This window comes from Gordonibacter pamelaeae 7-10-1-b, from assembly GCF_000210055.1.
Taxonomy (GTDB): Bacteria; Actinomycetota; Coriobacteriia; order Coriobacteriales; family Eggerthellaceae; genus Gordonibacter; species Gordonibacter pamelaeae.
In genome coordinates this window covers 1,669,864-1,685,060 of record NC_021021.1, presented here as the reverse complement: position 1 = coordinate 1,685,060, position 15,197 = coordinate 1,669,864, and the positions used below count along the sequence as shown (strand labels likewise).

The following is a 15,197-nucleotide window of genomic DNA, read 5'->3' as shown; positions in this document are numbered from 1 at the left end:
GCAAGCGCCCCGATGCTGTACACGCCCACGATGACCAGGAGCTCGTTCGGATTGGGGATATACTCCACCACCTGCTCGAACGAGTTCGGCACGAAGCCGCCCAGCACGAGGCCCAGCCCCTTGTCTATCAGGCAGGCGAAGAACACCGCCGCGAGCGCCGGCACGAGCACCTTGTGGGAGCGCCGCAGCTTGGGAACGAGCAGGAGCAGGATGCCCCCGATGGCCAGCACGGCGGCCAGCCACATGACAGGCACGAGCTGCGCATGGCCGTCCAAGCCGAAGAACAGGTACTCGATGGGCGCCTTGTGCCCGGGCATGTTGCTGTAGAAAGCCGTGAACACCTCGAGCACGAAGAAGAACACGTTGGCGATCATGGCGTAGCACACCGTCTTCGCCAGCGAGTCGATGGCCTTGTCCGTCACGTTGAACCGCGCGGTTTTGCGCAGCACGAGGCACAGCACGATGAGCAGCGCCGGCCCCGCCGCGAACGCGGAAGCCAGGAAGCGCGCGGCCATGATGGCCGTGAGCCAGTACTCGCGCCCCGCCAATCCGGAGATCAGAAACGCCGTGACCGTGTGGATGCCGATGGCCAGCGGGATGGCGATGATGCTGAGCACGTGCGTCCACCGGGGCGGCGGGAAGCCCTTCTTCTCGGCGCCGAGCACCGTCCACCCGATAACCAGGTTCACCACCAGGTACGAAGAGAGCACGCACATATCCCAGAACAGGATAGAGTTCGGCGTGGGGAACAGGATCACGTTCAGCACGCGCATGGGCTGGCCCAGGTCCACCACGATGAACAGCACGGCCGTGAGCACGGCCGCCACCGCCATGAACTCGCCGATGACGACGATCTTCGCGTAGGTCTTGAAATGGTGCAGGTAGTACGGGATGGCCACCATGACGCCCGAGGCCGCCACGCCCACCAGGAACACGAACTGGGAGATGTAGAGGCCCCATGACACGTCGCGGCTCATGCCGGTGAGCGTGAGGCCGTTCGCCAGCTGGTTCGCGTAGGCGGCCACGCCCGCGACGATGCCCAGCAACAGGATGCCGACCCAGGCATAATAGCCCTTGGAGCCGCGCAAAGCCTTCTCAAGCATGCGCCTCGCCTCCCTTTATCATGTAGTAGACGCTCGGGCCGGTGCCGAGCGACGTGCGCCTTCTCACGGCGAACGATTCGTCGAGCGCCCGCCGCACGTCGGAATCCGGATCGTTCAGGTCGCCGAACAGGATGGTGCCGTTCGACGCCTCAACGCACAGCGGCAGCTCGCCCGCGTCGATGCGGTCCGCGCACATCATGCACTTCTCCACCACGCCCTTCGTGCGCGTGGGATAGGAGGGATCGACCTCGTCGAGGTACGGCCCCGGATCGCGGAAGTTCAGGCTGCGCGCGCCATAAGGGCAGGCCGCCATGCAGAACCGGCAGCCGATGCAGCGGTGGTAGTCCATCTCCACGATGCCGTCGTCGCGCTTGAACGTGGCCTTCGTGGGGCACACGCGCACGCACGGCGGCTCCTCGCAGTGGTTGCAGAGCACCGGCACGGTGGCTTCCTCGAGCTCGCGGGAGGGGTGCTCGGAGTGGATGTCGGCGAAGCTGGCCTCGAAAGGCTCACCCCATATCCACTTGACCTCCTCTTTCGGGTCGCCGATGTCGGGAACGTTGTGGGCGTGGTGGCACGCCGCCTGGATCTTGCCCATGTCGGCCTCGCGGTTGAACCGCTCCACGTCGACCACGAACCCCCAATGGCGGCCGGCAACGCCGCCGCCGGACACCCGGGCCGAGCCGGTGTACGAGCTGCAGCCGCCCAGGCAGCCCAGGCCGGCAACGCCGAGCGCAGCTCCCGCTATCAGAAAATCACGTCTCTTCATGACCGGTACCCGGCTCCTCTCATCGCCCCCGTGAAACGCCTTGGCCGCCTGTGCCTCATGACGCTTCGCCGTCGTGGCAGTCCCAGCAGTACGGATCGACCGACGCGTAGTCGTGGCAGGAATCGCAGAACTCCTCGCGGTTCGAGTGGCATTCCAGGCAGGTGCCGTCCAGGCTCTTCTCGTACACCTGCCCCGATGCGCTCTCGTACTCGCGCGAGCCGTCGCGCACCACGTCGTTGCGCCACTCGTCGAGCAGCTGCATGTGGTTGTCCTTCATGTACTCCGTCGACGCCACGCACTCCTTCGTCTGCTGCGCGTTGATGGCGGGCGTGTCGAGGCTCGTCTCGGGGGCCGGCGCGGCGTTGGCCAGGTTCACGATGAACGGCGACAGCACCGCCAAGCAGAACAGCGCCGCGAAGGCGATGATCCTTCCTCCCTTATACATGGTCCGTCCCGCCTTCCCCGTCGCTCGTCGCCCCCGCGTCCCCTGCAGACGCCGGCGCGGGCTTCTTCGGCAGCTCCTCCAGGCGCAGGTCGAGCGTACGCTCGCCCTCGCCGTCCAGCACGAGCGCGTTGCCCACCAGCTCGTGCACGCCCATGACCTTCGTCCCGGGCACCCAGTAGTCCATGAGGGCCGGGAACGACGCGCGGTCGAGCGCGCAGATGTTCGCGAGCGTGTTCACGCCGTACTTGTCGCGCACGTGGCGCACGGCGTTCGCGCGCGGGAAGCCGCCGCGCATGCGCAGTTCCATGTTCTCGCCCGCGTTCAGGCCCGATCCGCTGCCGCAGCACAGCGTCTTCTCACGGATGGTCTCCTCGGGCATCTCGTGGAAGTGGTTGCACACCTTGTTGATGATGTAGCGCGGCTCCTCCAAAAGGCCCATGGCGCGCGAGGTGTTGCACGAGTCGTGGTACGTAACCACCAGATGGTCGTTGCGGCTCGGGTCAACCTTGATCTTGTCGTGGTACAGCAGGTCGGCCGTGAACTCGGTGATGTGCACCATCTTCGTGGAGGCCGCGTTCTCGAACCGCGTGCCGGTGATGGGCGACACGGGAACCTCCAGGAAGTCCGCCGGGCCGTTCCACGTGTCCATGTACTGGTTCACCAGGCGCCACATGTGGCCGCACTCGCCGCCCAGTATCCACTTCACGCCCAGGCGCTTCGCCTCGGCGTACATCTTCGCGTTCAGGCGCTTGGCCATGTCGTTGGCCGTGAAGAAGCCGAAGTTGCCGCCCTCCGAGGCGTACGTGGACAGCGTGTAGTCCAGCCCCAGCTGCTCGAACAGCAGCATGTAGCCCATGAACGTGTACGTGCCGGGCTCGGCGTACAAGTCGCCCGACGGCACCACGAACAGAATCTCGGCGCCCTTGCGGTTGAACGACGGGTTGATGGCCTTGCCGGTGATGTCCTGCAGGTCCTCCATGAGGAACTCTATGTTGCTCATGATGGTCTGGGGCTCGAGGCCCACGTGGTTGCCCTTCATGTAGCAGTTGGCAACCGGCCCGGCTATCCACTCGGTGTTCAGGCCCAGCAGGTTCAGCAGCTCGCGGCCCATGAGGGTGATCTCGGCCTGGTCGATGCCGTAGGGGCAGAACACCGAGCAGCGGCGGCATTCCGTGCACTGGTAGAAGTAGTAGTGCCACTCCTTGATGACGTCCTCGGTGAGGTCGCGTGCGCCCACCAGCTCGCCGAGCAGCTTGCCGGACGTGGTGAAGTAGCGGCGGTACACCGAGCGCAGCAGCTCCGCGCGCACCACCGGCATGTTCTTGGGGTCGCCCGTGCCCTGGTAGAAGTGGCATTTGTCGGCGCAGGCGCCGCAGCGCACGCACACGTCCATGTACAGCTTGAACGAGCGGTACTTCTTCATGAGGTCTTCCATGCCGTTCAGGACGATGTCCTTCCAGCCCTCCGGCAGGTGCCAGTCCTCGTCGGCCGGCGACCAGTCGTGGCCGTTCGGCATGCCCACGACCTCGAGGTTCTTCGGCTTCGTGCCGTAGCAGTACATGCCCTCCTTGAACTCGGTGGGCGTGTGCATCCAGCCCGTCTTGGGCACGTCGAAGGAGAAGTCCAGAAGCTCGTCTTGTTTCGGTAGTTTCGCCATCGCCCTCACTCCGCATCCAGCGGCAACCCGGCCTTGACCAGCTTGTCCTTGAACTCGTCTTCGTATTCGGCGTACGTGTGCACGGGCAGGTCGGGGTTCCACGGGTTCACGTGGCGCACCGCGCGGCTGTCGTTGGCCTGGTTGCGCGTGGGCGACAGCACGATGCCGCCGGCATGCATGAGCTTGCTCCACGGGAAGTACCCGATGAGCACGCTCGCCAGGAACAGGTGCACGTAGAAGATGGGGCCTATGCCGGCCACCACCACGGGGTGCAGCGTCACCAGCCCCATGGCCACCTCCTTGACCCCCTCGATGTCAACGCGGAAGAAGTAGCGCATCGCGATGCCGGCTATGACCACGCCCAGCAGCAGGAACAGCGGGAAGAAGTCGTTCGGCAGCGACAGGTAGCGCACGCGGGGGATCACGACGCGCCGGACGAACAGGAACGTGAGCGCGCTGACGATCAAGAGGTCGGTGAGGTAGAGCGCCGGCAGCCCGATCTGGAAGAACGCATCGGCGCCTTCGAGGGCCATGATGGCGCCCGGTACCGGCTCCAGGAAGAAGCGCAGGTGGCGCAGCACGATGATCAGCATGGACCAGTGGAACACGAGCGCGCCCAGCCACAGCCACTTCGCCGATCCCACGCCGAGGGCCTCGCCCTGCTTCTCGGTCTTCGTGTTGCGGAACAGCGACCGGAACACCAGCACCTCGAGCAGCATGCGGCCCACGACGCCCGCGAAGGACGAGGGGTTCTCTATCTTGTTCTGCTTGACCCACGGCAGCGACTTCTGCTGGCCGCAGGTGGTGGGGATGCGGAACGGCACGGCCGACTTCCCCCACTTCACGAGGCGGAACACGAACCCGCCCACGAAGCTCGCCAGGGCGAGGTAGGGAATGACGATGCCGAACACGGCGTAGAGGCCCGCATACTGCGTGCCCACCCAGGCCACGGCGGCAAGGGCCAACGTCAAGATCAGGGGGCCGACGATCCTCATACCGCGTCCCCCTCGCGCCGGGCCCTATCGCGGGCCAGCCTTCTGTTCATGAGACCCTCACCTCTCTGCATCTCGTCCAACCTGATCTGGTTCAGCTTCTCCCGAGATTCGGCGTACCGGTCGGACGCGTAGCGCCCCAAGGCGTCGATGCGCTCGTCCACCAAGGCGAGCTCGCCGTCGCCGGCTGCGGCGCCCACGGCATCGCGGACAACCTGCTTCAGATCGAGAAGAGGGCGCAACGCATGCGCCTGGTCCGTCTCCTGGACGGCTCGCAGGCGGCACCAGTCGGCCACCGAGGCGGGAATGTCCGCCTCTCCCCCTGCGCCTGCCAACCAGGCGAGCACGTCGCTCGCGCACTCGTCGGCAAGATAGGCGGCGGGATTGGAGAACCGGCCCGCCTTCCCCGCTGCAACGGGGAAGGCGGATGCGGACCCGCCGTCGAAACACGCCCTCCAAGCCTTGAATAGGGAACTTCTCCTCGCGTCGATCTCCCCGTAGACCGTGCCCATGAGCGCGTCTTATTCGGGAGGGGCGACTTTGCCCTTCAGGGCGACGAACGTGGTGGTGATGTAGAGGTATTCGACCTTGTCCTCGAACGCAAGCTCCTTGACAGCCAGGTCGACGGCGGATTTCTCCTCGGAGATCGCCTTGGCTATCTCCTTGCTCTTCGCCTTCTCCACCGTGTCAAGGTAATCGAGAACTTTTTGCTTGATGGCAGGATCTGCAGCACCTTTTTGCATACGAGCCTCCTCCTCGATAGGGCGCGTGCCAAGAAAGGCATACCGGACCGAACCCGTTGCCCTTCCCCACGCAGCTACCAGTAAATCATCCTGTTCACCACCTGTAAAATAAAAGGTTTTCATCAAGGCATTACGAAACGCGATGACCACCTTCAACCCCTGTTCAACCATCATTTTTGACGCTTTTTGTCCCGCGTTTCGGCAGCCGCCCGCCACCGTGTGCGCTACAATGGCAGGCGCGGGCGCCGAGCCCGCCCATGCCTTGGGGAAAGGGGCGCCATGCCAACGTATCCCGTCTCGCTCGTCCTGCAGGACCGCGCCGCGCTCGTCGTGGGCGGAGGCGCCGTCGCCACCCGGAAGGTCGAAGGGTTGCTGCCCGCCGGAGCGCACGTCACCGTCGTCGCGCCCGAGGTCACGGAAGCCCTGCGCGCGCTCGCCGACGCGGGCCGGTGCGCCTGGCGCGCCAAGGCCTACGACGCTGCCGATCTGAGCGGCGCCGACATCGTGTTCGTGGCCACCGACGACGAGGATGTGAACGCGCGGGCCTACCGCGACGCGTCGGGGGCGCATCTCATGGTGAACGTGGCCGACCGGCCGGAGCTCTGCACGTTCTTCCTCCCCTCGGTGCTGCGCCGGGGCAAGCTGTCCATCGCCGTGTCCACCGAGGGCGCGAGCCCGCTCACAGCGCGCCGGCTGCGCAGGGAGCTGGAGGAGCGCATCCCCGCGGGCTTCGAGACCTACCTCGACCTGCTGGCCGCCTGGCGCCCGCGCGCCATCGCCGCCCTGCCCGACGAGCCCGCCCGCCTCCGCTTCTGGCAGCAGGCCACCGACGGCCGCGTCCAGCGCCTCGTGCAAGCCGCCGACGAAGAGGCCGCCGAGCGCCTCCTGGAAGAGCTGCTGGAAGCCGAGCGGACCGCCTGCGCAACCCTGTAGAGACGGACCTTCGGTCGGTTCAAGTTTCCTTGCATTCGTGTAACGAGTTCCGCCGTTTATAAAAGCACGCCCGCCGGCTCAGCGGCGCAGGGACTCCAGCTGGGGCAGGAACTCCTCCACCAGCGCGGGGTCGGCGGCGGCCAAGAGGTCGGCGGCGGCGAGCAGGCTCGGGTGGAACGTGGGCTCGTCGAGAGCGGCCATGATCAGGTACGAGGCGAACCGGCCGTAGCGCTCGGGCGCGCCGGCCACCACGGCGGCGGCGATTTCCGGCGCCGACCACGCCACGTTGCCGCCCTCCTCGTTCATCTCCCACAGGCTGCGCCGGATGGTCTCCCGGAAGAACTCGGGCATACCCGCCGACCGCTCGCGCGAGAGCATGCGGAAGCACGCGACGGTGCGCGCGTGGTGCGCCGCGTCGGGCGCGCAGGCCAGCCGCTTGAGGAAGCGCTGCACCCGATGCGGGTCCTCGTCGAACAGCGCCAGGATAGCCGTCTCATCACCGGCCTCGACAAGCGCCCGCACCCCGCTTTTCGTGATGTCGGACACGTTGCACCCTTCCCTCGTGCCCGCCTAGGACGCCGTGCCCGCAGGGGCACCGAGGCCCTTGCGGGACTCCTTCTCCAGCCGCTTCCTCGCTTCCGCCATGCACCAGGTGGTACCGCCATGCTCCGCCACGTAGGCAAGGCGCGCATGCCGCTCGGCAGGATCGGCCAGGCAGCCCGCCGCCTTCAGCGAGAACAGCACGCGATGCGCGGGAAGGGCCTTGGGGTCATCGGCAACCTGGAGGTACCCGGCCGCCGCCTTGGACGGCTTCCCGTTGAGCTCCTTTGACAGCATATCGCGCAGGGCCACGTGCTCGGCAATGTGGGAAGCAGCGTCCTTCGACAGCCCCTCGGCGGGCAGCTCCTTCAAAGCCTTGACCTCGGCAGTGAGGCCCTTGAGGTCGCGCTTGTCCCACGCACAGTACGCCAGAAGGTTGTGGTAGAGGAACTGTCCCTGGGGGTCGGCGTCGTCCTCCAGAGCCCGCATGAGCTTGGCCGCCTCGTTCCATTTGCCCTGCCATCGCAGGGCGTAAGCATAGCTGAACAGCCCGCTGCGCGGGTCGGCGTTCTTCTTGTCCTTCTCGAGCAGGGCAAGCGTCCGACGAGCGCACAGGAGCGGGTCGCAGTCGTCGTCGATGAGGCGCGTGAGCCCCTTGTTCACCGAGCCCCTCATGAACACCCCGAAGAAAACCGCGACGATCATGAGCGGCAGAAGGATGAACGTGCTGATGGCGAACCAGGGGGTGCCCGACATTCCCATGATCATCACGAACAGCGCAAAGGCGGCAACCCCCGCGACGCGCACTCTGATGGTGTATTTGCGACGCACCCATTCGCGCGACTCCGCGTCGGCCTCGTCGCCGAGCACCTCCACGATACGCTCGTAAGCTCTCATCTTGACCCCTTTCCCCTCGCGTCGCCCCTGCGGTGAAAAAACCGCAGGCAGCCCCGTTTTAGCGAGACCGCCTGCGGCTTCAAGCATGAACCTCCGGGGCTAGATCATGCCCCATTTGCGCGTGTACTCGCTGTAGAGCGCGTAGTCGTTCTCGCTGATCCCCGCCTCTTCGAGCCGGGGCAGGATGTCCTCGTAGATCATCGTCTCCGTCTCCATCCACACCCCGTCCTTCTTGACGGTGATCTCCCAGTCGTCATGGATGCTGAGCAAAAACTCCATGACGGCCGCGCTGTGCGACATGCACCGGTTCGTGTAGGCCGCGAGCTCGCGAATCGCATCCGGAGTCGCCTCGATCTTCTTGACGGACTTCCAAGGCGATTTCCCCCTCCGGCGCCACTCCCCCGCCTCGAAGAACGGGAGGAAGAAGCAGGCGCTTTGAATGCAGGTATGCTTGACTACGGTTGGCTCGTCCATTGCCTACCCGAGTCCCACGGTCGTCCAGTAGCTGTTCAGGATAATCGTGGAGAACAGGAAGCCGAGCGCCACGTTGACCACGACGCCGCAGGTGAAGGCCGCGAAGGGCTTCCAACCGGTGGCGGCGAGCGCCTTGAAGCGCGTGGTCAGGCCGATGCAGAGGAAGCACAGGATGAACGCCCAGCCGCGCAGGCCCTTGATGGGGCTGAGGACCTGCTTGTCGATGGTGGCCGCAACGTCGGGAGTGCTCGCCAACGTCACGACGGTGATGAGGATGGAGGCGATGAAGAAGCCCACGACGAACTTCGGGAAGCGCTCCCAGATAACGCCGGCGGACGGCTTCTGGCGGGTGCCGTCGGCGCTTTCGCCCTTCTCCCACATGGTGACGGAGATGATGGCCAGGATGAAGGCCCACACGCCCACGAAGATGTCGCGGCCGACGACCTTCATGAGGGTGAACGTGGTGATGGCGCCGTCGCCGAACTGGGCGGCCGCGGCCATGCCGGCGGCGTCCGCGAACTCGGACGTGCCGATCCACGCGCCGGAGGCGCCGTCGGACAAACCAAGGGCGCGGCAGACGACGGGAAGCAGGAACACCATGATCGTAGCCCAGATAACAACCATCGAGATGGACACCGACACGTGCTCCTTCTTGGCGTTCACGGCAGAGCCGATGGCGATGGAGGCCGACACGCCGCAGATAGAACCGCCGGTGGCCAGCGTCGCCGCGAACGGCTTCTCAAGCTTGAACAGGCGCGAGGCGCAGAAGTAGATCACCAGGAAGGTGGACACGGCGATGATGGTGGCCTGCATGAGGGCAACCGGGCCGGACTGCAGGATCAGCGTGAAGGGGAGCGTGGCGCCCATGAGCACGATGCCGGTCTTCACGTAGAACTCGGTGCGCATGCCGGCTTCGAACCAGTCCGGGATCTTCACGAAGTTGCCGATGATGATGCCCACGATCAGGGCCATGACCGGCGCTTCAAGGCTGAACTGCTTCGCCAGGCTCCAAGCGGAGAGGATCTGGACCAAGATGGCCATCACGTAGAGGAGCGTGAAGCCGCCCAAGAACTTGGGCACGTTCTTGCCCATGATGCCCATGACGATAGAGAAGATGACGGCCAATACGACGTAAAGGATGATCGCGTTCGGGAAGATCCCGGTCACACACGGCAGCAGGCCCGAGAAGTCGCTGTATCCCGCGAACTTGACGTTGAGGGCGCCCAGGATGCCGGACTGCCCGGTTGCCCAAAGGATCAGGGCGACGACGACGATGCCGAGGCCGATCCATACGGCCCACCAGTCCTCCTTCAAATAGAGGCTCTTGAGGCCCCCGCCGTTGGTCTTGGTATTGTTTGTTGACATAATATCCCCTTTTCTTTGTTCGAGCAGCTGCATGCCGCTCGTCCCTCAAACACTCGATCAGCGATAAGCGATGTCGTCGGCTATCGTTGACCAATCCGCGCCGACCGGTTCCGCCGGCCCCGCCGACGCGGATTGAGAGCTCGAAGCGCTAGTACTTGAACGCCGCCGACGTCCTGAACGTCTCGCGCGAGAAGATGTAGTCGTCGATGTGCTTGTCGGTGAACGGGATGCCCGACAGGCTGAAGAAACGCTCCCAGCCGATGCGCTCGACCCACTCGCCCAAGCGCTCGCCCCTCCGGGCGTTGGCGATCCAGAGGTCCACGATATGGCGCACCGCCTCGGTGACCTCGGGCCAGCGCGGCGGGTTGTTCGGCAGAAACGGGATGACCATGCGCGAGAAGCTGGGCGCCGTGCGGGCGTTGGACACCTTGCCGCCGATCAGGATGGCCACGCCGTCGTTCTTGGCATCCATGATGTGCATGCCGGGCGACATGGTGTAGCAGTTGCCGCAGTACATGCAGCGCTCCTCCACGATGGTCACGCTCTTGTTCTTCGGGTCGGGGCGGATGGCCGCCGTGGGGCAGCACGCCACCAGGCTCGGAATCTCGGTGCCCTTGCGGATGGCCTCGTGGTCCATGCGCGGCACGGTGCGGTGGATGCCGACGAGCGCGATGTCGCTCACGTGGGCGGCGCCGCACATGTTCAGGCAGCACGCCATGGCGATGCGCAGCTTGTTGGGCAGGTCGTCGCGCTGGAAGTACTCGAACAGGTCGTCCATGACCGCCTTGGTGATGCCCGAGGCGTCGGTCGCGGGCGTGTGGCAGTGCACCCAGCCCTGCGTGTGCACGACGTTGCTGATGGAAGCGCCGGTGCCGCCCACGGGAAGCCCCTGGGCCTCGCACTCGGCGATGAGCGGCTCGACGTTTTGCTCGTCGGATACCAAGAACTCGATGTTGTTGCGGCTGGTGAAGCGCAGGTAGCCGCCGCAGTACTTGTCGGCCAGCGCGCACACGTCGCGGATGAAGTCGACGCACACGAGGCGGGGCGAGGCGCAGCGGACGCTGTACAGCGCCCCGGCCGGGCCCACGTGCTTCAGCACGCCGGGACGCGGCGACTCGTGGTACTCCCACTTGCCGTAGTTCTGCTCCACGATAGGCGGCAGGTTCTTACGGTAGTCCGGAGGTCCATTGTCGATCTTGGGCATGTAACTCACCTCATCTTTCAACGGGAACAATACGGTTCAAGCGCGATCGCGCTAGTCCTCGATCTCGTCCTTCTGCCAGAACACGTAGGGGTTGGCGCGCGGACGGTACACCATCTGGGGAACGGCCGGGATGCCCGTGGCGCGCAGGAACTCGCCCATGCCCAGGCGGTAGATGAGCTCGCCGATGCGCTCGCGCGTCTTGCCGTTCTCGTCCCACCAGTCCCAGATGCGGTCCATCATCTCCTTGAACTCGGTGTAGGGCGGCTCCATCTTCATGAAGGGCACGATGACCCACGACATGAAGGCGGACTTCACGATGGTCGACTTCGCGCCGATCATGATGGTGGCGCCCTTCTCCTTGCCCTGCTTGATAGCCTTGCCCATCACGTTGATGCAGTGCATGCAGCGCGTGCACTCCTCGGCGTTCACCGAGAGCTCTTGGGTGTCCTTGTCGTAGGTCAGGCAGTGCGAGGGGCAGCGGTGGCACACGTCCATCTGGATGTCCAGGCCGTCGGCGGCGTACTTCTTCACCTCGTCCTGGTCGATGATGATGGAGTCGCGCCAGGTGCCGATGATCGAGCAGTCGGCGCGCGCCTGGGCCGCCACGCAGTCGTTCGCGCAGCCGGACATCTTGAACTTGAACTTGTACGGCCACATGGGGCGGTGGATCTCGTCCTGGTACTCGTTCGTCAGGTCGTTAGCACATGTCAAGCGTGTCGTAGCAGGCGTGCTCGCAGCGGCCGGGTCCCACGCAGCAGCTCGGCGAGCGCAGGTCGGAGCCGGAGCCGCCCAGGTCGAACCCGCGATCGCTGATGTCGTCGAAGATGGGCTGCAGCTGGTCGGTGTGCGTTCCCAGCAAGATGATGTCGCCGGTGGAGCCGTGCATGTTCGTGAGCCCGCTGCCGCGCTCCTCCCACACGTCGCAGATCTCGCGCAGCATGTCGCTCGTGTAGAACCAGCCGCTGGGCTGGGCCACGCGCACCGTGTGGAACTCGCTGATGTTCGGGAACTCCTCGGGCATGTCGGTGTAGCGGCCGATGACGCCGCCGCCGTAGCCCTTCACGCCCACGATGCCGCCGTGCTTCCAGTGGCCCACCTTGTCCTCGTAGGACTTCTCGAGGAGCCCCAGCAGATCGTCGGCCATGGCGTTCTTCTCGCCCGCGCGCTTGATCTGGGTCACGAAGCTGGGCCACGGACCCTTCTCCAGCTCGTCGAGCTGGGGGGTTTCTCTCTTTTCTGCCATAATTTCCTCCTGTTTTCCGGGGGTTCGTTGGCACTACAGTTCCATCACGGTGATAGCGCCGGACGGGCATACCGTCGTGCAGGCCTCGCAGCCCATGCAGTCGCACGGGTCGCCTTTGATGGAGGCCTTCTCCCCGTCGAAAGTCAAAATGCCCGCGGGACAGCCGTCAGCGCATGAGTTGCACCCGGTGCACGCCTCCTCGTCAAGAGAAACCATATACATACCAATCACCCCCTTTCCGTTGCGAACTCGTCTTCGAGCTGCACGCACGTACCGCGTGATGCGCTATAGGGCGCGCAAGACGCGCTCGGCCTGCTCCAGCGTGAACGCGATGTCCTGCCCGCTGTGGGCCGTCGAGACGAACGCCGCCTCGAACTGGCTCGGGGCCAAGTAGACCCCCGCCTCCAGCATGGCCCGGTAGTAGCGGGCGAACCTGTCGGCATCGGCGTTGCAGGCGCTCTCGTAGTCGACCACCGGCTCGTCCGTGAAGAAGGCCGAGAACATAGCCCCCACGCGGTTGACCTGAAGCGGCACGCCGCAGTCGCGCGCGATGCCCTCCAGGCCGTCCGCAAGGTCGGCGGCGGCTTTGAAAAGGCTCTCGTAGGTGCCGGGCTCCTGCAGCAGCTTGAGCGTCGCCAAGCCGCCGGCCACGGCAAGCGGGTTGCCCGAGAGGGTGCCCGCCTGGTACACCGGCCCCAGCGGGGCCAGCCCCTGCATGAGGTCGGCGCGCCCGCCGAAGGCCGCAAGCGGCAGGCCGCCGCCGATGACCTTCCCCAGGCACACGAGGTCGGGCAGCACGCCGTAGTAGCGCGAGGCGCCGCCGTAGTCCACGCGGAAGCCCGTCATGACCTCGTCGAATATGAGCACGGTGCCCTGCTCGAGCGTGAGCGCGCGCAAATCGAGCAGGAATCCGGGGTCGGGCGGGACCACGCCCATGTTGCCGGCGACCGGCTCCACGATGACGGCGGCGATGCGCTCGCGGTACTCCTCGAACAGCGCGGCCACGCTTTCGCTGTCGTTGTAGCGCGCCACGAGCGTCTTCTCGGCCACGTCCTTCGGCACGCCGGCCGAGCTGGGACGCCCGTTGGTGAGCGCGCCGCTGCCGGCCTTCACCAGCAGGCCGTCCGAGTGGCCGTGGTAGCAGCCCTCGAACTTCACGATGTAGTCGCGCCCGGTGGCGCCGCGCGCCAGGCGCAGGGCGCTCATGGTAGCCTCGGTTCCCGAGTTGACGAACCGGACCATCTCCACGGCATCGTACGCGCGGCGGATCTCCTCGGCCAACGCCGTCTCGGCCTCGGTGGGCGCGCCGAAGGACGACCCCTGCTGCGCTGCGCGGCACAAGGCCTCCACCACGGCGGGATGCGCATGGCCGCAGATGAGCGGGCCCCATGAGCCCACGTAGTCCACGTAGCCGTTCCCGTCCACGTCCCAGACGTGCGAGCCCTCGCCGCGCGCCAGGAACACCGGGTTGCGCCCCACCGCGCGCGCGGCGCGCACGGGCGAGTCGACCCCTCCCGGTATCACCCGGCAGGCAATGCGGAACGCTTCCTCGCTTCTCGTCGTGTCGAGCATGCCCGGCACACCTCCTTCTTTTCCGCGCCGGCCGTCTTGCCGGCTCGGTCGGTCACATCGATTCGTGCAGCCACCCGGCAACGTCGAGGGCGTGGTACGTGATGAGCAGGTCGGCGCCCGCGCGCTTGCAGCCCACGAGCGCCTCCATGACCACGCGGCGCTCGTCGATCCACCCCTGCGCGGCCGCGGCCTTCACCATGGCGTACTCGCCGCTCACGCAGTAGGCGGCCACGGGCAGGCCGCAGGCCTGCTTCGTGCGGTACAGCACGTCGCCGTAGGCCAGGGCCGGCTTCACGATGACGAGGTCCGCGCCCTCCTCCACGTCGAGCATGACCTCGCGCAGGGCCTCGTCGCCGTTCGCCGGGTCCATCTGGTAGCTCTTGCGGTCGCCGAACTGCGGCGCCGAGTCGGCCGCCTCGCGAAACGGCCCGTAGAAGGCGGAGGCGAACTTCGCGGCGTAGGACATGACGGCCACGTGCTCGAAGCCGTTCTCGTCGAGCGCGTCGCGGATGGCGCCCACGCGGCCGTCCATCATGTCGGACGGCGCCACGATGTCGGCGCCCGCCCGGGCATGGGACACGGCCGTGGCGGCCAAGAGCGCAACCGACTCGTCGTTGAGCACGCGCTCGCCGTCCACCAGGCCGCAGTGGCCATGGTCGGTGTACTCGCACAGGCACACGTCGGTGATGACGGTGAGCGCGGGCTGGCGCTCCTTGGCAAGGGCCACGGCCTGCTGCACGATGCCGTCTTCGGCATAGGCCTGCGTGCCACGCGCGTCCTTGAAGGCCGGCAGCCCGAACAGGAGGATGGCGGGAATGCCCTTGCCCGCCACCTCGTCGAGCACCGGCCCGAGCCGGTCGAGGGAGTAGTGGAACACGCCGGGCATGGAGGGCACGGGCTCCTGCTTTCCCGTGCCGCTGCATACGAACAGCGGGTAGACCAGGTCGTCCACGCGCACATGGTGCTCGCGCACCATGGCGCGCAGGCCGGCCGTCTCCCGCAGGCGGCGGGGGCGCTTGCGCATCTTCATAGGAGCTCTCCTTCTTGCGTATCGACGAGCGCGGCCACGAGGCCCGCGATGGTGTACTCGACCGCCTGGGCGCGGGGCTCGAGGCCGGCCGCGCGCAGCGTCTCCGTGGTCACGGGACCGATGGAGTACAGGTCGGCCCCCTCGAGCAGCGACGGGCCGCCCAGGCAGGCCAGCAGGTTCGTCACCGTGGACGAGCTGGTGAACGTGACGGCGTCCACGTCGCCCGCGCG

19 protein-coding genes are annotated in these 15,197 nt (G+C 66.1%); 1 reads left to right on the top strand and 18 read right to left on the bottom strand.

The window, feature by feature from the left end; all coding sequences use genetic code 11:
- From dsrP to GPA_RS07820, 7 genes are all read right to left on the bottom strand, one after another.
- Positions 1–1,103: sulfate reduction electron transfer complex DsrMKJOP subunit DsrP (gene dsrP, locus GPA_RS07850; protein ID WP_041239291.1), on the bottom strand; the 1,103-nt coding region annotated here is incomplete at its 3' end.
- Positions 1,096–1,872 (bottom strand): sulfate reduction electron transfer complex DsrMKJOP subunit DsrO, encoded by a 777-nt coding sequence (gene dsrO, locus GPA_RS07845; RefSeq protein WP_015539530.1) that lies wholly within the window; start codon positions 1,870–1,872, stop codon positions 1,096–1,098. The genes dsrP and dsrO, both read right to left, overlap by 8 nt.
- Positions 1,873–1,927: 55 nt before the next feature.
- Complete coding sequence (gene dsrJ, locus GPA_RS07840; RefSeq protein WP_015539529.1) at positions 1,928–2,317, bottom strand: sulfate reduction electron transfer complex DsrMKJOP subunit DsrJ; 390 nt, start codon at positions 2,315–2,317, stop codon at positions 1,928–1,930.
- Positions 2,310–3,974 carry a sulfate reduction electron transfer complex DsrMKJOP subunit DsrK gene (dsrK, locus tag GPA_RS07835; protein ID WP_015539528.1) on the bottom strand — a complete coding sequence of 555 codons (1,665 nt, stop codon included), beginning with the start codon at positions 3,972–3,974 and terminating at the stop codon, positions 2,310–2,312. Before dsrK ends, dsrJ begins: the two co-directional genes overlap by 8 nt.
- Before the next feature lie 5 nt (positions 3,975–3,979).
- On the bottom strand, positions 3,980–4,969 hold the full coding sequence (gene dsrM / locus GPA_RS07830; protein ID WP_015539527.1) for a sulfate reduction electron transfer complex DsrMKJOP subunit DsrM: 990 nt from the start codon (positions 4,967–4,969) through the stop codon (positions 3,980–3,982).
- Positions 4,966–5,478 (bottom strand): hypothetical protein, encoded by a 513-nt coding sequence (locus GPA_RS07825; RefSeq protein ID WP_015539526.1) that lies wholly within the window; start codon positions 5,476–5,478, stop codon positions 4,966–4,968. The genes dsrM and GPA_RS07825 overlap by 4 nt, the downstream gene beginning before the upstream one ends.
- A 9-nt stretch (positions 5,479–5,487) precedes the next feature.
- Entirely contained in the window at positions 5,488–5,709 is a 222-nt protein-coding gene (locus tag GPA_RS07820; protein WP_015539525.1) for a hypothetical protein, read from the bottom strand.
- A gap of 279 nt (positions 5,710–5,988) precedes the next feature.
- On the opposite strand from GPA_RS07820, the gene GPA_RS07815 reads away from it, so the two are divergent.
- Positions 5,989–6,642 carry a precorrin-2 dehydrogenase/sirohydrochlorin ferrochelatase family protein gene (locus tag GPA_RS07815; RefSeq protein ID WP_015539524.1) on the top strand — a complete coding sequence of 218 codons (654 nt, stop codon included), beginning with the start codon at positions 5,989–5,991 and terminating at the stop codon, positions 6,640–6,642.
- Between the two features lie 78 nt (positions 6,643–6,720).
- On the opposite strand, the gene GPA_RS16775 is transcribed toward GPA_RS07815, so the two are convergent.
- The 11 genes from GPA_RS16775 to GPA_RS07765 all read right to left on the bottom strand — a co-directional run.
- On the bottom strand, positions 6,721–7,188 hold the full coding sequence (locus GPA_RS16775) for a hypothetical protein (RefSeq protein WP_049784068.1): 468 nt from the start codon (positions 7,186–7,188) through the stop codon (positions 6,721–6,723).
- Positions 7,189–7,212: 24 nt separating this feature from the next.
- On the bottom strand, positions 7,213–8,079 hold the full coding sequence (locus tag GPA_RS07805; protein ID WP_015539523.1) for a hypothetical protein: 867 nt from the start codon (positions 8,077–8,079) through the stop codon (positions 7,213–7,215).
- Between the two features lie 99 nt (positions 8,080–8,178).
- Positions 8,179–8,553, bottom strand: a complete 375-nt coding sequence (locus GPA_RS07800) for a hypothetical protein (protein WP_015539522.1) — start codon at positions 8,551–8,553, stop codon at positions 8,179–8,181.
- A gap of 3 nt (positions 8,554–8,556) precedes the next feature.
- The gene (locus GPA_RS07795; RefSeq protein WP_015539521.1) at positions 8,557–9,918 is read right to left on the bottom strand and encodes a YeiH family protein; all 1,362 of its coding nucleotides are present in this window, start codon (positions 9,916–9,918) and stop codon (positions 8,557–8,559) included.
- A gap of 148 nt (positions 9,919–10,066) precedes the next feature.
- Positions 10,067–11,122 carry a dissimilatory-type sulfite reductase subunit beta gene (dsrB, locus tag GPA_RS07790; RefSeq protein WP_015539520.1) on the bottom strand — a complete coding sequence of 352 codons (1,056 nt, stop codon included), beginning with the start codon at positions 11,120–11,122 and terminating at the stop codon, positions 10,067–10,069.
- A gap of 51 nt (positions 11,123–11,173) precedes the next feature.
- A complete protein-coding gene (locus GPA_RS19765; protein WP_197533082.1) occupies positions 11,174–11,833 on the bottom strand; it encodes a hypothetical protein in 660 nt (219 codons plus the stop codon).
- Positions 11,820–12,365: a Dissimilatory sulfite reductase (desulfoviridin), alpha and beta subunits gene (locus GPA_RS19760; RefSeq protein ID WP_015539518.1), complete on the bottom strand. Its 546-nt coding sequence runs from the start codon at positions 12,363–12,365 to the stop codon at positions 11,820–11,822. Before GPA_RS19760 ends, GPA_RS19765 begins: the two co-directional genes overlap by 14 nt.
- 33 nt (positions 12,366–12,398) lie before the next feature.
- The gene (locus GPA_RS07780; protein WP_015539517.1) at positions 12,399–12,587 is read right to left on the bottom strand and encodes a 4Fe-4S binding protein; all 189 of its coding nucleotides are present in this window, start codon (positions 12,585–12,587) and stop codon (positions 12,399–12,401) included.
- Positions 12,588–12,650: 63 nt separating this feature from the next.
- A complete protein-coding gene (gene hemL, locus GPA_RS07775; protein WP_015539516.1) occupies positions 12,651–13,937 on the bottom strand; it encodes a glutamate-1-semialdehyde 2,1-aminomutase in 1,287 nt (428 codons plus the stop codon).
- A 52-nt stretch (positions 13,938–13,989) separates the two neighbouring features.
- Complete coding sequence (gene hemB / locus GPA_RS07770; RefSeq protein WP_015539515.1) at positions 13,990–14,967, bottom strand: porphobilinogen synthase; 978 nt, start codon at positions 14,965–14,967, stop codon at positions 13,990–13,992.
- Positions 14,964–15,197 (bottom strand): uroporphyrinogen-III synthase (locus GPA_RS07765; RefSeq protein ID WP_041239288.1); only part of this gene is annotated, 234 nt, incomplete at its 5' end. The genes GPA_RS07765 and hemB, both read right to left, overlap by 4 nt.